Here is a 20,018-nt window from a genome sequence, read left to right on the forward strand (position 1 = left end):
ATTTGTTCGAGCAGCCGTCGCCGATTTCTTTGGGCGTTAATTAGCGAATTATCTTAATGTTTGCGAAAAGGAACGAGGATGCGTTCGCTGGGACTTATGATCTTGCTGCCGCGTTCGCCGTTCCGTCTCTCACGAGCAGATATTAAACTCAGCGGGCCGAACGTGTGTTCTCAACCGTGCTTAGCTCAAGGAGGACGTGCCACTAATCGTCTCTGGTTGCCCCGCCAGTCGCTTTGATCCTTCCAGTCAGCACACTTGCCCTGTTGGTTGTCGCTTCCTCGGAAGTCTGGATTGGTCCAAAAGTCTGCACGTCATCGACCTCCAAAGTGAACGCAGCATTCATGAGGACGGGACCATCAACAACCAGCATTTCCTTCTGCGTCGGGTCGATCCTGATTTGACCTGTTACAACGATGGGCTCGTAGACTGTCGAGGGCGCCCAGGAATCGCTGAGGCGCAAACGCACCATCTGGTTTGGTGGCGGAGGTGGCACGTGGCTGCACATTCCACGTTCAGGCACGATATATGCCATTTGGGAACCATCTTCGTCACGGGGGGCCGGGATCACGAATCCCCCCAATGAAATGGTCACGCCATCGATGTCGACGTTGGCGGCCGTGCCCGCCTTCTGACGTCTTTCCATCACAACCCAGCGTTGGGAAATCAGCCAGTCCGCATCAACGCCTTCCTCAGCAAGGGTTGCTTCAGTCGCCTCGATATCCACTTGAATCTGGCCCAGCTGTTCTGGCGTCGCACCGCCTTTCTCTAGCTGCGCACGCTGCCGAACCAGATTACGTAGTTCGCTAAGCTGTTTGCCCGTCAATTCGACGAATGGATCTTCGTAGTTTTGAGCAGTTTCATCGATCAAGTCTGCCCATTCGATACGTTTAACTTCCGAATGAGCCGGCAATGCCAATAAGCACGCGGCGACAACTGCAAATGAAAAACGCATTGTCATATGCTCCTCAATTATAGGCAGGACTGGACAACAGGCCACTTACTCCGACGGGTCATCACTCAGTTCCTTAGGCTCGAAATGACGGTGACTTTTGCTCCTGGGCGGAGCAGCAAATCGGGGTTCGGGAACTCGGCCCAAATATCCATGAGCTGCGTTTTGGGATTAACCGTGAATGCCCCACCAAAGTAATGTCCCTCATAGGGGTACAATTGTCCGTCTGGCATCTGCAAAGACAGGCTGAGCCCCTCAAACGCCTCGGCATCTGATTCAAATATCTGACGCCGTTTGATGAATTCCTCGTAGGGCACTTTGACGACCACGTAGACCGGGTCGATGTCTGACAGGATCGCCAGCGTTTCGTCCCCCCGTCGTTCTGTGCTCAGATACTGGTACTGCTTGACATGCGGTTGGCTGATAATCCCCGAAAAAGGCGCATGTAACTCGGTGAAGCTATAGGCGAGCTGTGCGCCTTCATAAGCGAGGCCGGCCCTTTCCGCTGCGATTTCAGCAAGATCGCGGTTCACCTGAGCAAGTTGCAACTCTGCTTCCGGTATCAGGTCTTTCAGATAAAGCTCCGTTTTCCGTCCCAATTCCGCATCCGCGAGCATGCGTTGGGCTTTCGCATCCTTCAGAGCTGTTTCGCTGAGCCGCATTTCGATGAAGGGACCCTTTTTGCCAAACTCGAACAGTAGATCGCCCTCATGAACGTATTGACCTGCATGAAACGCTATTCGGGTGACCACGTTGTCCACCAAGGGCGACAGTTCTGCTTCGCGACTGGGCTGCACATAGCCCTCAAAATGTATTGTTTGCGGGACGTCTGCTGCACCGTTTTCCTGCGCGTATGCAACGCCTGCTGACGAAAGAGTAGCAAGCGCAAAAAGAACAAGAAGGGCCTTCATCATCGTAGCGCCTCGGATCCGGGTTTTGAACTTGGGCCGGGGTTCACAAAATGATCGCCCCGGCCAGCATCAGGACAAACGAGGTAGTTCTTGCCCTGAAACATCGTACTTTCGTCTAGTTGAGAAGATCACCGACGATGCCGACCGCATCGACCACGGTAGACAGGTCATTCGTAACTTCGAGCACTTCGTCATCGACCAGAATGTAGCGGTTTCCTTTGCCCGGCTCCCCCAGCTTCCATTTGGAAAGGTCCCCAATATCTTCGAACTCCAGGTCAGATGGGAGCTTGGCACCGCGTGTGTAGCGCTTGATCTGTCCAGGTGGCACAGCCTTTGGGCCTTTTCCGGGTTTGTCTTCTATCTGAATGCTGACATCACCGTTCTTGCCCCCCTTGTTCGGCTTTTTACCCTTGTTGTCTTTGGCATAGGCATCGCTGCCTCCAAGGATGAAAAGCACAGCTGCTAAGGCTGCAAGAATTCCGTATGCGATCTTCATAGATTGTTCCTTTGCTTCTCAACTTCATTCGACTGGCGTTGAAAATTCCGGCACGCGCTTCAGGGCTTCAACCATATCCGCGCTCGTCATCAGTTCGATGAAGGTGTAGTCTTTCAGAACCCCTTGGCTCAGACGCGAGATATACATGGCCTGCACCATGCCCGGATCGTCCGGGATACGGACAGTGATATAGTTCTTTCCGTCTGCCAGCCCCCAGAAATAGCTGATCATCTCACCGCCCATTGCGGCGAGCGCTGCACCCATATCCTTTTCCCGGTCGGTCGGATTGTCGATCATGATTTGCCAGGCATCGGGGTTTGGTTCCCCGATCCCCAGGTAGTATCGGCTGTGAGACTCCTCCGCTGCTGCTCCGGAAACACCAATCCCAACTGCGCAAAGAGTTGCTGCGATTACCTTGTTCATGGGTCGCTCCCTTGTTCAGTATCGACGGCGCAAGGCGCAGGGGCCAGTTTTCCGCATACTCTGCTCATTCGAGTGTATTCTTGTAGAAGACGCCGTCTTTCATGATCACACGAATGGTCTCGAACCCTCGATCACGCGCAGGTGCATCAAACCACTTCGGATTTGCGCCAAGAACCGACAGGTCCTCCAGCGGGTTTCCGTCGACGATCAGGATGTCGGCATAGGCCCCTTCTTCGATCACGCCCAGTTTGTTGGGATAAGGGTTCCGCCGCCCTGTCAGTTGGGCGAGTTCACCGCCAGTCGAGGTCGCTGCAACCAGGAAGGCGTGGTTACCCAGCAATTCAGCGAAATAGTACTTCTCAAAGTCTCGGTGTGCGCGGCCAAACCCAATGGTGGACAGCACGGTGTCGACGTTATGTACGATCTTGGGTTTGTACTTCTTGATGTACTCAATGACGTTTTCTGAGCCGACGAGATATTCTTCCAGCTTCGGTTTCACCGTCGGCATCGAGAAATTCGGATGGTCGAGCAGCGCCGGATCCATTCCAGCCACATTCAGGGCCCAAAAGATACCCTCATCCGCAATGCGTTTGACGGTCTCCTCGCTCACCATCTGAGCGTGCTCCAGTGACTTGACGCCAGCGTCCAGAGCCATTGTGACCGTTTCGTCCGTATATGCGTGGACAGTCACATAGGTATCAAAGAACGACGCAGCCTCGACCGCTGTCGAAATCTCATCAACGTTGTAGGCAACCGACCAGAGCGGGTCGAGCTCGGATGACACACCACCCCCTGCCATCAGTTTCAGGAAACTCGCACCATGCGCGAAGTTAAGCCGCGATGCCTTCCGGATTTCTTCGGCGCCATCAGCAATGTATGACAAGTTGAACGTATTGGCGACGTCGTCCGACCCCATGTTGAAGGTTCGCTGCTCGGGGTTTCGCCAGTCGCCATGCCCGGATGTCGGGCCGATGGCGGCGCCTGACGCATAGATACGTGGCCCGTCTACAATCCCCTTGTCGATCAGTTCGCGCAGACCTGATCCCATTCCACCGGTATCCCGCACCGTGGTGTAACCATCGTGGAGATAGTCGCGGGCATTTTCGGCCGCGGTGGCCCCGATCTGATCCCATTTGGCGGCCTGAAGACCCGAGAAGGATTGCACGAGACCTGTAGCGTAGAGATGCACGTGACTGTCAATCAATCCTGGCATCAGCGTGCGCCCGCCCCCGTCAACAAGCGTCGCATCGGGCGCATCAATACCGTCGGTCGAGACTGTCTTTATGAGATTGCCTTCAACTAGAACATTCGCGTTTTCGATCCGCTCTTCACTAATTCCGTCAAAGATATGCACATTGGTGAACAAGGTTTGCGGGAGCGCGTCCTGCGCCAACGCACCGCTTGTCGCCAAGGAAACAAATCCAGCAATTGCTGTCAGTGAGGCCAGTGTTTTCACGTGTCAGTACTCCCATTTGTCAAGCTAAGGGGGCGCGGGATGTCGAGGTAAATTCACCCCGCGCGACACTCAATCGAGTGTATTCTTGTAGATCACGCCATCTTTCATGATCAGGTCGATGTTATTGGTGTAGTCGACCAGGATCTCGGCATCCTCGACCGGGTTTCCTTCAACAAGCAGCAGATCGGCATAAGCGCCTTGTTCGATCACGCCCAGCGGGCCTGCTTTGTAGGGGTTGAGTTCTCCTGACAGTGCCAGAAGTGCTGCCGATTTAGACGTGGCCTGTTGCAGGATTTCGTGTGAAGTCCATGCCTCCAGCCGGTATTTGAACTCATCGTTTTGCTTGGTCAGCGCGACGGGATCGCCGATAATGTCCGTGGAGAAAGCCACGTTCTCGATCCCGAAATCTTTGATCAACTGCATCTGATTTCGTGCACCCGCTTGCACGCTGAGGAACTTTTCGGCGGACCCAGGCCCAAGTGCAGTAACAATGGTTTGCTCGTCGATCCCCAGAAGCGAATAGAACGGAACGATCCAGGCATCCGCGTCCTTGATCGCTTGAGCCCCGACTTCGGTCATCAGTTGTCCATGTTCAATGCTGATCACACCTGCCTCAATTGAGCGCACGATGGATTCGTCCGTATAGGCGTGAACCATTACATAGGTTCCCCAATCGGCAGCGGCCCGGACAGAAGCCTCAAGCTCTTCCGGCAGACCCTGAACGGTGTGTAACGGATCAACCTGAGAGGACACCCCACCACCAGCCATCACCTTGATCTGGACTGCGCCAAGCCGCAGGGCTTCGCGGGTCGCTCGCAGTGTTTCCGGCACGCCATCGGCCAGGAACTCCAAGTGCTGGTTAAAGAAGGATGGTTGCGCCCCCATGAAGTTGGGATGGGGCTCGGTATAGACACGATGTTCTCCATGCCCCGAGGTTTGCGAGATCACGGGCCCAGAGGCGTAGATACGCGGGCCAACGGCCTTACCCCGATCAATCGCTTTTTGCAGACCAATTGCAGGACCACCTGCATCCCGAACAGTGGTGAAACCCCGTAGCAGCATTTTCTCAGCTTCAATCGTCGAAACTGCACCCCAGTACATCCAGTCGAAGTTATCGCGCAGGTCCGCCACGGGTTCCGTGACTGTCATATGCACATGTGCGTCGATCAGGCCCGGCATCAGGGTGCGACCACCACCATCAATGATCTGGGCATTCGCAACGGCCAAGGGTTCCGACGATACTTCTGCGATCAGGTTGTCCACGACCAGAACGTTTGCGTTTTCAATTCGCTGTTCATCGACGCCGTTGAACACGTGCACGTTTGTAAAGAGGATGGGAAAGCTCTCTTCCTGCGCAAAACCTTGGCCCGCGAATACCAGGCTTGCAGAAAAGGATGTCGTGGCCACCAAGCATTTGAATTTCGGCGTCATTGAGGCCCTCCAAATACGAATCACAGATGTAGATTTCTGAATGTGATTTTAGAATGATCGCCGGATATTGCCTGACAGCATGACAGGCTGTTCCAAAAAGATTTGGCATTCTGCAAGTTCTAGGCGCCTTTTTGTGTGTTTGCTGTCTTTCTGTCGTGAAATCCATGATATCTGAGGGCGACATGGACGTATTTGAGCAAAATACCAAGAAGGCCTTGCCGCTGGTCAGGGCATCGGTTGCTGCGCCTGTGGTCGCCGCTTTGCGTGGCGCCGGTGTAGAACCGGATACCGTTCTGAACCCATTGGGCGTGAGCGAGTCCCAAGTGATGGATCGCCAGAATTTCCTGCCACACGAGACGATCTATAAAATCCATCAAGCCGTCGCTGACTCAACTTCACCAGACTTCTGCGCGCAAGTCGGTCAATCAATTGACCTTGTCCGGTTCCTGCCTCTTGGTGACACTTTGGCCGCAGCATTGACGCTGGGAGACTTCTTCACGCGCTACACTCAAGCTGTCTCGAAAGAATCCAATGCGGTCACGCAATCGCTGCTTGTGGAAAACGAGCACGCTTATTTCAGCGCCAAGCGGAAATTCAAGATTTCGGTTTCGCCAGGGCAGACCGACGCATTTCTGGCAAGCATTTGGATATCGTTATTGCACCGGGTTATGGATTTCAGGTGGGACCCAAGCCAGATCATTTTACGGGTAAGCGAACCTGACGTGCTGCCCAGGCACTTTCATGGTGTCCAAGCCATCAAATGCAGCCCACAGGGTTTTTCGATCCGGTTTCCTTCAATCTGGCTTAGCCGCCAGTTGCACCCGGACGCACTGGAAAACCCGTCAGACCTGACAAACACCGACCCTGATCTGCACGCACCGCAAGATTTCTTAACCGGGCTTCAGAGCCTGATCCGGATTCATCTTGGCGAGCCGGGATTTGGTGTAGACGAATTGGCGCGCCTATGCGGGTTCCACCGTGAGACATTGAACAATCGACTGGCCCCTTACGGGCAATCCGCCTCTCAGGTCATATCTGGCATCAAATTGGAAGAGGCAAAGAAGCTGTTGGGTCCGGGAGGGAAATCCGTTGGTGAGACCGCACTGCGACTTGGCTACGCAGACCCTACCGCGTTTTCGAGGGCCTTCCGCAAATGGACTGGAATGTCGCCATCGGCTTATAGGAATTTCACGACAGGGCGGGCCTGACCATTTCGGTGCCAATGCTGATCGAGGTTTCTGTACTCAGAACAAGACGGTACTAAAAAGGGTTTTCGATGCTCGGCACGAAGTTCGGTGAATTGGTTCCTCGTCTTTTTTCAGCAAGCCGCGACCTTCCGGCAGGGGTTTCGTTGGGCTAATCAAAGTGCAGTTTTGATTGAGGAATAACGACTATTGTTGAGGGATTTGCACCGTAACTGCCAGCAATTGAACGAGATTCTGGAACAGGTCAAAGCTGTCAGTAAATACTGCAATCCGTGCGCAATACTATGGCGACAAAATCGATTATTGCTGAATGTTGTCAGTGTTGTTGGCGTAGCGCTATGCCTGCGCACACCGATAGCGCGTTGGATTGGCACATCCGTTTATGCAAGCCAAAATGGGTACTCGCCACCCGTTCCCAGGTGGCGAGTAAAAGTTCCGCATCAAAGCTTGATGCGGAACGCAGCAAAGCCGTCGGCGCCTTCGCCAGCATCTTCGATGGTGACACCGTTTACATCATTCATGTAATCGCGCGCTTTCGGGCCGGTCTCGAACAGGACCGTTGTGTCTTCGAGGGGTGCAAAAGACCAGTTAGCGTCGGCTTTGGGGTCAATTGTTCCCTTTTCAACGATATAGCGCACGAGAACATCGCGGTTGGTATCGGGTGCTTCGAATACCACCGTATCACCCATGGCTCCGGGGAAGGATCCACCGCCTGACGCACGATAGTTGTTGGTGGCGATAATGAACTCCATGTCATCAGTGATGGGCTGGCCATTGAACGCCAGATCCACGATCCGCGCCGCATCGGGGTTCACTTCTTCGCCTTTGGGGCCAAAGCGCGACGGCTGGGACAGGTCGATCTGATAGGTCACCCCGTCCATCACGTCAAAATTGTATGACGGGAACTCGGGGTTCAGCAGAATTGCGTCTTTCGAACCTGCATCGACCTGATTGAACATGCCAGCCGAACGTTCCAGCCAACCCCGGACCTGGGCACCGTTCACGCGGACCGCTCGCACAGTGTTGGGGTAGAGGTAGAGGTCGGCCACGTTCTTGATGGCAACATCCCCAACCGGGACGTCGGTGTAGTATTCGGGCCCGCCGCGGCCACCGGCTTTGAACGGTGCGGCTGCAGACAGGATGGGCAGACCTTCGTGCTCAGTTCCTTTGAGCATCTCTTCGACATACCATTTCTGGGCGATCGAAACGATCTGTACGGATGGGTCATCGGCGACAAGAGCGAAATAGCTATGCAGAGGGGCTGCTGTTTTGCCGACGGCGCGACGGACATAGGCCAGAGTTTCCTCATGGTCTTTTGCGACCGAATCCAGCACCTCCTGCTGATCCTCGACCAGCGCGGTGATTGATCGATCCTCGTTACGCTTGGAAATCGGGCGCGCCTCGGATGTGGTGGTGACCACGCGCCATTCATTTCCGTCGCGTTCCAGCAGCAGGTCCAGCAAGCCAAGATGCGAGCCCCAGAACCCGCCCATCACGGCGGGTTTGCCCATCAGAGTGCCTTTTTCCACGTCGATGCCGGGGCGATCTGCGAATGTTGGCGAGGGGAAGACCAGGTGATTGTGGCCGGTGACCAGCGCATCGATCCCGTCGACACCCGCAAGAACAACCGAGGCGTTTTCCATACCCTCGGAATGATCGGCTTCACCGATCCCTGAATGCGACAGCGCAATGATCAGGTCACAGCCTTGTTCCTTCATTTCGGGGACATAGGCTTTGGCCGTTTCCACGATATCGCGGGCTTCGACATTGCGTTCCAGGTGCTTGCGGTCCCAGTTCATAACTTGGGGCGGTGTAAAGCCGATGACACCGATCTTGATGGGGTGCTTGGTTCCGTCCCCCATTTCGATTTCGCGGTCGAGAACCGCATAAGGTTTCACAAGTGTCTTGTCACCGCGCGGGTCTGCGCCCTTTTCCTTTGCGATGTTTGCCAGAACAACCGGGAATTCGGCTCCGGCCAAAGCTTTGTCCAGAAAGTCGAGGCCGTAGTTGAACTCGTGATTGCCCAATGTTGCCGCATCATACCCGACTGTGTTGAAGGCGGTGATAATCGGGTGGCTGTCACCCTCTTTCATGCCGCGCTCATAGGCGATGTAGTCGCCCATCGGATTGCCTTGAAGGAAGTCACCGTTATCGACCAGCAGAGAATTTGTCGCCTCGGAACGGATCTGGTTGATGATGGACGCTGTGCGGGACAGCCCGACCGTGTCACGGGGCTTGTCGGCGTAGTAATCATAGGGGAAGACATGGACGTGAATATCCGTGGTCTCCATGATCCGCAGATGCGCTTGGTTATTTGCTGCAGCAGCCGAAAACGGGTGCAAAGTTATCGCAGCAACACCAGCGGTAGAGCCCACCAAAAACTGGCGGCGCGAGAGTGAAGAGCGGTTGGAAAGAGACATGGTTCACCTTTCAAAAGTATTGGTCGACGTGCCTTAATGAAGGCTTTTTGCAACGCCTGTGTGACGAAACTTGCCCCTATATCTGAATTGAATCCGGGTCAAAGCTCGGCGGCGACATTGGGCTGAAAACGTGCCGCATATCGGGTGCGCGCTTAATGATCGTGCAGCAGGTTTCTGCCTTTGGCAATATGGCCAGATTTCCCTGGACGAGTCCTAGATGTCAAAGAGCGCTTTTTCGCTGAAAACGGCCCGGTATTGACCTAGCCAAGCCTTATCTGAAAACAGGCACCCGTTACGCTTGGCTGAACGGTCAATGTTCCACCCAAGGCTTCGGTCGTTGCTTTGACGATGTTCAACCCCATGCCTGTGCCCCCGCTGTCACGGCGTGTCGTGAAAAACGGCTCCATGATTTTATCGATGTTCCCTGCGCTTATGCCAGAGCCGTCATCAGTAATCTCGATGATCGTTTCAGACCCTTCCGACCGCGCCACCACGGTAACCCGTTGCGCAGTGTGTTGCATCGCGTTTTCAAGCAGATGAGTGAGCATGATTGACAATGTATCTGCCTGTACAGGCAGCGGCAGCGCGCCGTTTTCGATCAGGATGTCCAGCCCCGGGAAGGCTTGTTTCAGGCGGGGCAACACGCTGTCCAGGTCACTGACGCCTGCCATGGCCTGTTGGTCCGCCAGGCTAAAGGCGCGCATATTGGCCAACAGGTCTTCGATCCGCTGGCTGCTTTTGTCGACCGTATCCAAAAGCTTGTGTTTCTGGTCGCCCGAGATATCCCCGTCACGCAACAGCTCGGTGGCACCTTTTAGGGCCGTCAGGGGGGATTTCAACTCGTGCGTGACATGGGCGGTATAGGTTTTCAGCGCGTCTTGCTTGCCTTGCAATCGTTGGGTCAGCGTTTGGAAGCTTTGCCCCAGATCGGCGATTTCGCGTGTGCCCAGTTTCTCGGGCGGTTCCCAGCTTTGCCCGGTCTGACCTGCCGAGCGCGTCCGCAGGATCAACTGTTGCAACGGACGCGTGATAAAGCGCCAGAACACATAGCCGATCAACGCGGTTGATAGCGCTACAAAAGCGGCGGCTTTGGCCAGGTTGAAGCGTTCGCCATACAGGAAACGAAAGATGTGGTTGGGCGTTCGGCTGAGGTAAACCGCTCCGATCAGCTTTTGATCCACAAAGATTGGCATTGCCACAAAGACGCGTACCCGCGCACCACGGCTGAGCGTGTAAAGCACCGGTTCACGGTATCCGCGCAGGCGGGTGCGGGCCACGGAAACGACCTCGCCCTCCAGCGCTTGGCGCACCTCGTAGACATGCCCCAGATCCTGCCCGATCTCAGCTGTTCCGGCAAAGACCGTTCCAGATGTGTCCAGAAACCGGTATCCCGCCAGAGTTTCGGCCTGCGCCGCGTTGGCAATGCGGGTCAGTTGCGGGGCGATCTTCTCATAGGCCACGCCGGGGGGCGCTTGCGCCTTTTGCGGATCAGGGCGTGGGGGCAGAACGGTTTCACGGTTGATCGAGATTGACGGAAACACCGCATATTCGGCTGAGGTGGATTTCAGTTCAGGCGGGGGAACGCCTACCGCATTGGCATAAAGCTCGGCATAGGTTGCGGACAGAACCGAGGCTTGCGACAGCAGGCTTTCCTCGGTCTGTTGCACCAGTTGGCTGTCGTAAAAGCGAAACAGGAACAGGCCTGCAAAGGGCAAGCAGAGTACGATGGCCAGAACGGTCAGGACAACGGCCCACAATCTGGGCCGCCATTTGCGCGTCAGCCCTGCTTGCATGGACCCATCCTGAGGCCGACCCCGTGCACCGTAACGATCGCGTCAGCGCACCCCGCCTGCGCCAGTTTGGCCCGCACGTTGCGGATGTGGCTGTCGATGGTCCGATCCGAGACGTGTATGTTGTACCCATAAAGCGCGTCGATCAGCGCCGACCGAGACAAAACATGGTCGGGCCGCGTCATCAGCGTGGCTAGCAAGCGGAACTCTGAACCTGTCAGCGGAATATCGGATCCGTTGAATTGGCACAGGTGACGCTCGGCCTGTAATTCCAGCCCGCCCTGGCGCAGCACGGGCTCGTCCAGAGCAGGTGCCGGCGTGCTGCGCTTTAGAATGGCCTTGATCCGGGCCACCAATTCGCGCGGGGAGAACGGTTTGGTCAGGTAGTCATCCGCGCCGATCTCAAGCCCGATGATCCGGTCGATCTCATCATCTCGGGCGGTCAGAAACAGGATCGGCACGTCCGAGGATTTGCGGATCTCGCGGCAGACCTCGAGCCCGTCTTTTTCGGGCAACCCGATATCCAAAACAATCAGATCCGGCTTTTCTGTCTGATACGCGCTGATCGCGGCCAGCCCGTCGCTGGCGAAGGCTGTTCCGAACCCAGCCCTTTCGACCGCAAACCGGGTCACCTCGAGGATATCGGGATCATCGTCGACAACTAGAATGCGTGCGGGCATGGGCAGGTGGTCCTTAGGAATTCTGCTGATAATAGGCTCGGATGCGCCAATTCCGAAACCCCCATTCACGCCAGTTCGCTACGGGCTTTGGGGTGAACCGTTCCGTCCAATAGGCACCGCAGACTTGTTCGTCATGTTCCGACTCATAGGCGTGGATCGCGGGAAATGAATTAGGGCCCAGGTTGCACAGATAATAGGTGTCGCGATGGTCGAGGCTGTTGGTGTGGTTGAGGTTGTAGCTTGCGATCAGTCCGGCAAAATTCACAAAGCAGCAGGCATAAAGCGTGCAGGTCAGTGCGACAAAGTTCCGGCGCAGCAGCCAGCCTGTGTCATGACCACGGTGAATTTGGATGACGGTCAGCACCAGACCGCTCAGCACAAGCGCCATCCAGATGAAGGCGGCCACCCGCAGATGCGTCAGAGCATAGGTTTCGACATAGAGGTTCAACCGAATGGCCGCTGTCACGACGAGTATCATGTTCTGGGCCAGCCAGAGGTAAACCAAACCCCGCATGATCCTATCTTCGGCGATCATTCTATGCGTCACCAAAACAAACCCGCCCGCCAGCAAGGCCGTTGCAACCAAAGGATAAGCGCCGCGATGGGCGTATGACGCATATGTCATGCCATCAGGCAGGGTTAGCCCCCCGCTGAGGATGATCAGATCCATACCTGTTTGAAACAGAAACAGAAGGTTGAACAGCAAAAGCGAATTGCGCACCGAGCCGGGATTGATCAGGTAAGAAATGCGATGCGGACCCGCTTTGGGTTGGATTTTCGCCCGCGCTGCCCGGTTCGGCAGCGCAGTTTCAAGGTTCAGATAGGGCCAGATCAACGAGGCCACAAAGCTCCAAAAGAAAAGCCTCTGCCAAAAGACGGGATCAAACAGGATGCCCGGGTCCAACTGTTCGAAAAAGTCTTCAAGCAGCGGGTTGGCGAGCGTCAGAAGGACGATAAATACGGTGCCCATCATTAGAGGCAACACCAGGGTTGGCGCTTGCTTGCGGGCGCTAGAGCCTACCTCGGCCGCGCAGGCCCACCGGATTGCAGCACGGGCCAACAGGGTTGCGCCGATGGTCGATAGTCGTGCCGCTGCGCGAATGACACGCCAGCCCGTAAGATCCTGGCCTCGCACCGCCCAAACCGCCAGGCAGACCACGCCGATTAAGCTGAATAGGACTGACAGGAATTGCAATTCTATGATCAGAGGCAGGTTGCACAGGATGGCAAAGCCCATAGCCAAAACCCATTCCACGGAACTTGGCCGTTTGGGTTTCATCGCCAGAATCGCCGCAGAAAATGTGAGCATAAACACGGCCATGGAAACCCCGATGGGCTGTTCCCAAAACAACCAATCTGCCAGAGTGACCAATATCGCCAGTAGGACAATGGCGTGTCTTGCATGAAGCGACGCCAAAAGCGCGCCCTTGTCGCGTGGTGGCTGATCGGGGCCATCAGCTCCGTCCAACCACCACGCGTCCATCTTTACTCGGTCCGGTACGCCGTGAACCGTCAGTGTTTGCTGCATGACCTGTCTCCTTCGTTATTGATTTGCAGACAGGGTGACGGGTCTGATTGCAGCTTTGCCGAGTTGTGTTCACAGAAATGCAGAAAGAATCGTGCAGGTTTTGTGCAGCGCGTCCGGGCTGGATCCAGACAGCTACGCAACGGAAGGCTGGCGCGATAAGGGAATTGGCGGTTAGGTCAATCCCGACAGGAACAAGCAGGTTGAAGGTGCAAACCAACGGGTTTGCAAAGACCTCTCATGGGAAAAGTGTTGAAATACGTTGCCGGTATCGCGGGTCTGCTCTGTTTGGGTCTATTCGGGTACCTCTGGATTGCGCCACCTGCATTGCTGAAGGTGGGCACGAATTATTCGGCCAAAATCGTTTGCTCGAATGTGTTCATCGCAGGGCGCGACGCGCAAGAGGTGCTGGCGCTCGACGTTCAAGCCCCTGGCCACCCTTTGTTGCGCTATGTCTCGGTCAAGGTCGACCCGCAAGCGCAAAGCGTGCAAGCCCATCTGTTTGGGTTTCTAGCCCCGGCACGCTCGTACCACCGCGAGGGGTTGGGGTGTACCAATGTCCATACCGCGGTGCTGAGCGATGCCAGCCTGCCGCAAGCCGACCCTTTGCCAACGGATGCAGTTTGGCCTCAGGGCAATGCGGCAAGCCTGCCGGACAATCCAGCGCTTGCGGCGGTTCTGTCCAACCCGGACTTGCTGGGCGAAGGCATGCGCACCGTTGTTGTGGTCAAAGACGGTCGTATCGTTGGCGAGGTCTATGGCGCGGGGTTCGATGCCGACACGCCTTTGCTGGGCTGGTCGATGACAAAAACCGTAACAGCAGCCTTGATCGGGACGCTGATCCAATCGGGCCAAATGGCCCTGACGGATAACCTGACCGAAAGCTACCCGGATTGGGCCGCCGACGCGCGCAAAGACATTACGGCTGCCGACATGTTGGCCATGAGCAATGGTTTGCAGTGGAACGAGGATTATGGCGATGTGTCAGACGTGACGCGGATGCTGTACCTAAGCGATGACATGACGAGATTTGCGTCAGCGCGAAGTCTGAACGCACCAACCGGAACGGAGTTTTACTATTCCTCGGGTACCTCAACCTTGCTGTCCCGTGTCTGGCAGGACGCAGCGGGTCAGGATGATCTAGCCTATGCCCGCGAAGCTTTGTTCGAGCCTTTGGGCATGCGTTCGGTAGTGCTGGAAACCGACGCTCAGGATGTTTTCGTCGGCTCAAGCTACATGTACGCCACCGCGCGGGATTGGGCGCGGTTCGCTCAGTTTCTGTTGCAAAAGGGCGGTTGGAATGACCAGCAGATCCTGCCCTTGGGCTTTACGGATTGGATGGCAGAACCCGTGGCTGCTTCAGACGGCAGGTATGGAAAAGGTCATATCTGGCTGCACACCGGTTCCGATCCGACGCTTGCGGGCTCGATCTGGCTGCGTGGTCATGACGGTCAATCGATCGGCGTGTTCCCCTCGCATGATATGGCGATCGTTCGCCTGGGTCTGACACCCGCTGAAGCGGAATATTCTTCGTTGCCGCTGGCCAAAGCGGTGATCGCCGCCATCAACAGCGCAGACTGACCCAACGCCTTTTTGGGGTCTGTGAGCATGGCAAATTGCGCCAATGTCGCTTCCTGCAACGGAAATTCGTGAATCGTCAAGCAGCGGTCCTGTGCTGTCGGGCAGTGTGATCGAAACCGTGGAGATCGCAAATGACAGTCCAGACCCAGCCCCGCGCCCGTTCGGGCGGGCGTTCCGCCCGCCGTGCGCTGCGCACCGCGCCAAAGTTCGACATGCTGCCCGGCCTGACCAATGCCATTCCCCATTGCGAGGTGATGGACGGAAGTCAGGTCGAACGGATCGACGCTGCGGCCATGGATATCCTTGAAAACGTTGGCGTTCAGTTTCGCGACCCGATTGCCCTGGAAGATTGGCGGAAAGCGGGTGCCAAGGTTGTGGATGAGTTGGTCTTTCTTGACCGCGACTTGGTGCGCGCGTTGATCTCGACGATCCCGGCACAGTTCACCTATCACGCGCGCGATCCCAAAAAGAACGTCCGATTGGGCGGCAAGCACGCGGTTTTTGTGCCCATGACCGGGGCACCGTTCCTGCGTGATCTGGAGGATGTCCGGCGCAACCCGCTGCTGGAAGATCTCGCGATGTTCCACAAGCTGTCGCACATGATGCCAGCACTACACAGCTCGGCCCACCATATTGTCGAGCCTTATGATCATCCGATCAGCCAGCGGCATTTGCGGATCACCTATTCGTCGATGAAATATTCGGACAAGATGTTCATGGGGATGACCACCTCGCCCAAGAACGCCGAAGATGTGATGGACATGTGCGCCATCCTGTTTGGCGATGAGTTCATCGACAGCCATCCGGTGACCACCGGCAATTGCAATGGCAACAGCCCGCTGGTCTGGGATGAAACCATGCTGGGCGCAATGCGCGCGTTTTGTCGCCGCAACCAGCCGGTCTTGTGCTCTCCCTTTGTCTTGGGTGGCGCGAACACGCCCGCATCCGTGCCCGCAACCGTGGCGCAATTGACTGCCGAAGCCCTGTCAGCGCTGGCCTATACGCAAGTGGTGCGCAAGGGCTGTCCGGCGATCTGGGGACATTACCTGTCAACGGTTTCCATGAAATCCGGTGCCCCCATGGCCGGAACGCCTGAAATCAGTCTGATGAATTTCATGATCGGGCAGATGGCGCGGTTCTATGATGTGCCCTGGCGCACATCAAACACGCTGGGCGGTGCAAAGACCTTTGACGCACAGGCCGGCTACGAATCTGCCACCACGTTGCAGGCGGTTATTCACGCAGGGGCGCATTACATCTGGCATTCGGCAGGTTGGAACGAGGCAGGGATGCATTGTTCTGTCGCGAAATTCGTGGTGGATGCAGAGCAATGTGCCATGGCCTATCGCATGGCCGAGGGTCCGAAATGGGGTGATTTCGATCAGGCTCTGTCCGCGGTGCCAGATGTGGGGCCGGGCGGCCACTATCTTGGTCATCCGCACACGCAGGATAATTTCCAGACCGCGTTTTTCATGCCCGAGCTCTTCGACAACAATTCGATTGAACAATGGACCGCAGAAGGCGAGGTGGAAATCACCGAGCGTGCCTTGAAACACGCCCTTAAACTGCTGGCGGAGTACGAAGAACCCAAGCTTGACGAGGCCAAAAACGAAGAGCTGCTAGACTATATCGCCCGCCGCGAGCGCGAGATTCCAGCCGCTGAGGAACTGAACCAGACCTATTGACGGATGTTTCCCCGACTGGCCCGCTTGGGTAACCAAGTGGGCGCTTTTCTGACGTATCGGAGCATGCTTATGGAATTGATGGGTAAGAAAGCCTTGGTCACTGGTGCCGCCGGTGGAATAGGAGGGGCAATTGTTCAAAGGCTGCGTGCCGCGGGGGCGCTCGTCGCTGTTGCGGATCGGAATTTGGACAGTATCGATGCCGAGGCGAAATTGCTCGGTGACTTGTTAGACCCGAGCTACGCTGATGCTCTGCCTCTGGCTGCTGCAGAGGCGATAGGCGGATTGGATATTGTGATCAACAATGCAGGCGTTATCACACGTGGGTCTGTTACAGACACATCCGACGCCGATTGGGCCCTGTCTTTGGGTGTCAACGTCGAGGCCCCGTTTCGCATCTGCCGGGCGGCAATACCACTAATGGTAGATTCTGGCGGCGGAACGATTGTAAACACAGCGTCCTGTTGGGGGCTGCGCCCTGGGCCTAACCACGCGGTGTATTGCATGACCAAAGCGGCCATAGCGTCATTGACTCAGTGCATGGGCATGGACCATGCGCATCAAGGAGTACGCATAAACGCGGTATGCCCGAATGAGGTTAACACGCCAATGTTGCGGTCCGGCTTTGTCAAACGCGGCTTTGATCCCGAGTGTGCCATAGCAGAACTGGGGCAAACCGTACCACTGGGTCGCGTAGCAGAGCCGGAAGACATCGCTGATGTCGTCCTGTTTCTTGTCTCGGACGCATCGCGATACGTTTGCGGAGCTTTGGTTGAGGTCAACGGGGGAAAGCCGGTCTCATGAAACGGTTTGAAGGCAAAGTGGTGCTGGTGACTGGTGGTAGCAGCGGAATTGGGCAAGCCATAGCGCACCGGCTACAGGACGAAGGTGCGATGGTGATAACAGCGCAGCGCAGCGAGGATCCCGAGTTCCAATGGGTGCCGGCCGATTTCTCAGATCCCGAAACCCCAAGAAAATTGATTGATGTCGTCACTGCGCAGGCTGGGCGGTTGGATGTATTGGTGAACAATGCCGGTATGATGCAGGAGGCGAGTGTAGAAGACATGAGCCTTGAAGACTGGAACCGGACCCTTGCGGTGAACCTGACAGCTCCTTTTCTGGTGATCAAAGCAGCCTTGCCACTCCTGAGGAAAACGAAAGGAAACATCGTCAACACCGGTTCGATCGAAGGTTTGGGCAGTAATCCAGGACATGCGGCCTATGGCGCTTCCAAGGCGGGGCTACATGGGCTGACCCGAGCGGTCGCTGTGGATCATGGGGCTGAAGGAATACGGTGCAACGCTGTGGCGCCTGGCTGGATCGATACGGATCTCAATCTCGATTTCATTGAAAGTATGGAAGACCCGGACGCGTTCCGGCGGGATATTGCAAAAGTGCACCCAATCGCACGCACAGGTATCCCTGAAGAAGTCGCCGCATTGGTGGCGTTTCTCGCATCACCTGATGCCGGATTTGTCACCGGTCAGGTCTATACCGTCGACGGCGGTCGGATGGCCAAGCTCAGCTTACCCTAAAGGATCATATTAACAAAAAACGCCGCCCTTTTTGGGGCGGCGTCTGTTTCTATTGAAGAAGACGAACCGCTTATTCGGCGGCTTGCGTGCTGCTTGCCTGGTGTTTGTCGCGCAGGCCGTCGCGGTAAAGGGCTTTGGCCAGTGAGACGCACATCAGGCCCATCACCATTGTGAAGGGCAGCGCGCCGATGATCATCGCGTTGCGCAGGGCGTCCATCGGGTTGTTGTCTCCTGCCGCCAGGATCAGTGCGCCGATCACAGCGGTTAGGATCAACCCCCAAATGATGCGGTGCTTGATACCGGTTTCCTGGCTGCCGCCCGACATGATGGTGTTCATCACCAGAATGCCTGAATCCGCCGAGGTCACCAGGAATGTCATGATCAGGATCACACACATCACGTTCAGCATCGACAGAAGCCCGCCATCGATCATGTAAGACAGGGTCACGAACAGTTTGCTGGTGTTTGATGCGCCGATGATCGCACCTTCGGCTGCGCCTGCCAGCTCCAGATCTATCGCGGTACCACCCAGAACGGTCATCCAGGCAAAGCACACCAGAGCCGGAGCGAATACGCAGCCCAGGATGAACTCGCGGACCGAACGGCCCTTTGAGATGCGGGCCAGGAACAGGCCTACGAAGGGCGAGAACGCGATCCACCAGGCCCAGTAGAACGTGGTCCAACCGGCTTGCCAGCCAAACTGACGGCCTTGCTCACCTGCAGCATAGGCTGCGGCCAGGGTGGCCTCATCCAGCTCTGCGGCTGCGCCTTCCAACCCGCTTTTGAAGCCATCAAAGCTGCCCCAGGCGTTGGTTGCACCACCGATCAAGGCATCCGCGTGTCCCTGCGCTTCGGCGGGCAGCGCCGCGGCAAAGGCTTCGGCAGAGAGCGGGCCATAGGCATTAAAGCTGAGAGACAGGAAGTGCAGGATATAGTCGACCATTGCTGTGCCATAGGTGGTCATGGCGAAGACAAACGAGCCGAAGATGACAAATGTGCCCAGCAGAATGATCGACAGGACAAGGTTGAGGTTCGACAGGTATTTCACGCCACGTCCCACGCCGGATACAGCCGATATGATCGACAGACCCATGATGACGACCAGACCGGTGATCAGCCCGACCTTGGATGGGGTCGGAACTTCTCCGCCCAGATCCATGACCCACTGCATGCCCGTGATTGCATAAAGCCCGTCGATGAACTGGCTGACGCCGTACCCGATGGTGACCGAGACGCCCAGGATCGTCGCAACAACGCCCAACACATCGACCACGTGACCCAAAAACCCGTTCAACAGGCGCCCGAACAGAGGCGTCAGCGCCGACCGAATGGTCAGCGGCATGTCACGGGTATAGGCGTAATAGGCCAGTGACAGACCGGTCACCACGTAGATCGCCCAAGCGTGGAAACCGTAGTGCAAATAGGTGAAACGGTATGCCGATTGCAGCGCTTCGGGCGAATTGCCTTCGACCGCGCCGGACACTACCACGGGATTTGATCCCCAGAGCCCCAGTGGCTCGGCAGTGGCAAAAACCATCAGGCCCACACCCAGGCCTGCGCCGAACATCATCGAAAACCACGAAAAGTTCGAAAACTCGGGCTTTTCGCCCGGGGTCCCCATGACCCGCCTACCGGTCGAGGGCAGGATGGCGACAATTGCCAGAAAGAAAAAGAACAGCCCGACAATGAGGACATAGAAGCTGTTGAATACTTCCAGCAACCGACTGTTCCAACTGCCCAAGGTGCTGTTGGCGTTGGCCGGAAAGACCAAGGCCCATAACACCAGTGCAACCATGATACCTTTGCTGATCAGTGCGATGGGGACGCTGTAGTTTTCATAGAACCCGGCATCAGCCGTGTCTATCTCAAGGTCCGTGAATGGTTCCTTTATCGACATTTGTTTCCTCCCGTGTCGAATTGGATCGCCATTGCGT

General features: G+C 56.2%; 16 protein-coding genes. 5 read left to right on the plus strand and 11 right to left on the minus strand.

Translation table 11 applies throughout. From position 1 onward, the window contains the following. Positions 1–202: 202 nt before the first annotated feature. From GOX45_RS03530 to GOX45_RS03555, 6 genes are all read right to left on the minus strand, one after another. Positions 203–952 (minus strand): DUF3299 domain-containing protein, encoded by a 750-nt coding sequence (locus tag GOX45_RS03530; protein WP_171098008.1) that lies wholly within the window; start codon positions 950–952, stop codon positions 203–205. A 65-nt stretch (positions 953–1,017) separates the two neighbouring features. Next, positions 1,018–1,860, minus strand: coding sequence for an efflux RND transporter periplasmic adaptor subunit (locus GOX45_RS03535; RefSeq protein ID WP_171098010.1), 843 nt, complete (start codon positions 1,858–1,860; stop codon positions 1,018–1,020). A 115-nt stretch (positions 1,861–1,975) separates the two neighbouring features. Then, the gene (locus tag GOX45_RS03540) at positions 1,976–2,356 is read right to left on the minus strand and encodes a hypothetical protein (protein WP_171098012.1); all 381 of its coding nucleotides are present in this window, start codon (positions 2,354–2,356) and stop codon (positions 1,976–1,978) included. Positions 2,357–2,380: 24 nt separating this feature from the next. Then, positions 2,381–2,779, minus strand: coding sequence for a hypothetical protein (locus GOX45_RS03545; protein ID WP_171098014.1), 399 nt, complete (start codon positions 2,777–2,779; stop codon positions 2,381–2,383). 64 nt (positions 2,780–2,843) lie between these two features. Then, the gene (locus GOX45_RS03550; RefSeq protein WP_171098016.1) at positions 2,844–4,235 is read right to left on the minus strand and encodes an amidohydrolase family protein; all 1,392 of its coding nucleotides are present in this window, start codon (positions 4,233–4,235) and stop codon (positions 2,844–2,846) included. A gap of 69 nt (positions 4,236–4,304) precedes the next feature. Beyond that, positions 4,305–5,666 carry an amidohydrolase family protein gene (locus tag GOX45_RS03555; RefSeq protein ID WP_171098018.1) on the minus strand — a complete coding sequence of 454 codons (1,362 nt, stop codon included), beginning with the start codon at positions 5,664–5,666 and terminating at the stop codon, positions 4,305–4,307. A 182-nt stretch (positions 5,667–5,848) separates the two neighbouring features. Between GOX45_RS03555 and GOX45_RS03560 the strand changes: the two genes are divergently transcribed. Further along, complete coding sequence (locus GOX45_RS03560; RefSeq protein ID WP_171098020.1) at positions 5,849–6,874, plus strand: AraC family transcriptional regulator; 1,026 nt, start codon at positions 5,849–5,851, stop codon at positions 6,872–6,874. A 437-nt stretch (positions 6,875–7,311) separates the two neighbouring features. Here the strand turns inward: GOX45_RS03560 and GOX45_RS03565 are convergent, their stop codons facing one another. From GOX45_RS03565 to GOX45_RS03580, 4 genes are all read right to left on the minus strand, one after another. Then, positions 7,312–9,291, minus strand: a complete 1,980-nt coding sequence (locus GOX45_RS03565) for a bifunctional 2',3'-cyclic-nucleotide 2'-phosphodiesterase/3'-nucleotidase (RefSeq protein WP_171098022.1) — start codon at positions 9,289–9,291, stop codon at positions 7,312–7,314. A gap of 260 nt (positions 9,292–9,551) precedes the next feature. Next, positions 9,552–11,084, minus strand: a complete 1,533-nt coding sequence (locus GOX45_RS03570; protein WP_171098024.1) for an ATP-binding protein — start codon at positions 11,082–11,084, stop codon at positions 9,552–9,554. After that, positions 11,069–11,761 carry a response regulator transcription factor gene (locus GOX45_RS03575; RefSeq protein ID WP_171098026.1) on the minus strand — a complete coding sequence of 231 codons (693 nt, stop codon included), beginning with the start codon at positions 11,759–11,761 and terminating at the stop codon, positions 11,069–11,071. The genes GOX45_RS03570 and GOX45_RS03575 overlap by 16 nt, the downstream gene beginning before the upstream one ends. A gap of 13 nt (positions 11,762–11,774) precedes the next feature. Then, positions 11,775–13,289, minus strand: a complete 1,515-nt coding sequence (locus GOX45_RS03580) for a DUF4153 domain-containing protein (RefSeq protein ID WP_171098027.1) — start codon at positions 13,287–13,289, stop codon at positions 11,775–11,777. 237 nt (positions 13,290–13,526) lie between these two features. Here GOX45_RS03580 and GOX45_RS03585 point away from each other — a divergent pair, with 237 nt between their 5' ends. The 4 genes from GOX45_RS03585 to GOX45_RS03600 all read left to right on the plus strand — a co-directional run bounded on the left by GOX45_RS03585 (position 13,527) and on the right by GOX45_RS03600 (position 18,084). Continuing rightward, complete coding sequence (locus tag GOX45_RS03585) at positions 13,527–14,867, plus strand: serine hydrolase (protein ID WP_171098029.1); 1,341 nt, start codon at positions 13,527–13,529, stop codon at positions 14,865–14,867. Positions 14,868–14,998: 131 nt separating this feature from the next. Further along, a complete protein-coding gene (locus GOX45_RS03590) occupies positions 14,999–16,552 on the plus strand; it encodes a trimethylamine methyltransferase family protein (protein ID WP_171098031.1) in 1,554 nt (517 codons plus the stop codon). Positions 16,553–16,621: 69 nt separating this feature from the next. Then, positions 16,622–17,353, plus strand: a complete 732-nt coding sequence (locus GOX45_RS03595) for an SDR family NAD(P)-dependent oxidoreductase (RefSeq protein WP_171098033.1) — start codon at positions 16,622–16,624, stop codon at positions 17,351–17,353. Continuing rightward, positions 17,350–18,084, plus strand: coding sequence for an SDR family NAD(P)-dependent oxidoreductase (locus GOX45_RS03600; RefSeq protein ID WP_171098036.1), 735 nt, complete (start codon positions 17,350–17,352; stop codon positions 18,082–18,084). The genes GOX45_RS03595 and GOX45_RS03600 overlap by 4 nt, the downstream gene beginning before the upstream one ends. Before the next feature lie 70 nt (positions 18,085–18,154). On the opposite strand, the gene GOX45_RS03605 is transcribed toward GOX45_RS03600, so the two are convergent. Next, positions 18,155–19,981 carry a BCCT family transporter gene (locus GOX45_RS03605; RefSeq protein ID WP_171098038.1) on the minus strand — a complete coding sequence of 609 codons (1,827 nt, stop codon included), beginning with the start codon at positions 19,979–19,981 and terminating at the stop codon, positions 18,155–18,157. Positions 19,982–20,018 lie beyond the last annotated feature (37 nt).

The sequence above is a fragment of the Ruegeria sp. HKCCD7255 genome (genome assembly GCF_013031565.1).
GTDB lineage: Bacteria > Pseudomonadota > Alphaproteobacteria > Rhodobacterales > Rhodobacteraceae > Ruegeria.

What these genes read in the sequence shown, in the direction of transcription:
- GOX45_RS03530 (WP_171098008.1), bottom strand. Translation starts at nt 952, where the DNA reads ATGCGTTTTTCATTTGCAGTTGTCGCCGCGTGCTTATTGGCATTGCCG.
- GOX45_RS03565 (WP_171098022.1), bottom strand. Translation starts at nt 9,291, where the DNA reads ATGTCTCTTTCCAACCGCTCTTCACTCTCGCGCCGCCAGTTTTTGGTG.
- GOX45_RS03600 (WP_171098036.1), top strand. Translation starts at nt 17,350, where the DNA reads ATGAAACGGTTTGAAGGCAAAGTGGTGCTGGTGACTGGTGGTAGCAGC.
- GOX45_RS03605 (WP_171098038.1), bottom strand. Translation starts at nt 19,981, where the DNA reads ATGTCGATAAAGGAACCATTCACGGACCTTGAGATAGACACGGCTGAT.
- GOX45_RS03590 (WP_171098031.1), top strand. Translation starts at nt 14,999, where the DNA reads ATGACAGTCCAGACCCAGCCCCGCGCCCGTTCGGGCGGGCGTTCCGCC.
- GOX45_RS03575 (WP_171098026.1), bottom strand. Translation starts at nt 11,761, where the DNA reads ATGCCCGCACGCATTCTAGTTGTCGACGATGATCCCGATATCCTCGAG.
- GOX45_RS03580 (WP_171098027.1), bottom strand. Translation starts at nt 13,289, where the DNA reads ATGCAGCAAACACTGACGGTTCACGGCGTACCGGACCGAGTAAAGATG.
- GOX45_RS03595 (WP_171098033.1), top strand. Translation starts at nt 16,622, where the DNA reads ATGGAATTGATGGGTAAGAAAGCCTTGGTCACTGGTGCCGCCGGTGGA.
- GOX45_RS03570 (WP_171098024.1), bottom strand. Translation starts at nt 11,084, where the DNA reads ATGCAAGCAGGGCTGACGCGCAAATGGCGGCCCAGATTGTGGGCCGTT.
- GOX45_RS03555 (WP_171098018.1), bottom strand. Translation starts at nt 5,666, where the DNA reads ATGACGCCGAAATTCAAATGCTTGGTGGCCACGACATCCTTTTCTGCA.
- GOX45_RS03545 (WP_171098014.1), bottom strand. Translation starts at nt 2,779, where the DNA reads ATGAACAAGGTAATCGCAGCAACTCTTTGCGCAGTTGGGATTGGTGTT.
- GOX45_RS03585 (WP_171098029.1), top strand. Translation starts at nt 13,527, where the DNA reads ATGGGAAAAGTGTTGAAATACGTTGCCGGTATCGCGGGTCTGCTCTGT.
- GOX45_RS03560 (WP_171098020.1), top strand. Translation starts at nt 5,849, where the DNA reads ATGGACGTATTTGAGCAAAATACCAAGAAGGCCTTGCCGCTGGTCAGG.
- GOX45_RS03535 (WP_171098010.1), bottom strand. Translation starts at nt 1,860, where the DNA reads ATGAAGGCCCTTCTTGTTCTTTTTGCGCTTGCTACTCTTTCGTCAGCA.
- GOX45_RS03540 (WP_171098012.1), bottom strand. Translation starts at nt 2,356, where the DNA reads ATGAAGATCGCATACGGAATTCTTGCAGCCTTAGCAGCTGTGCTTTTC.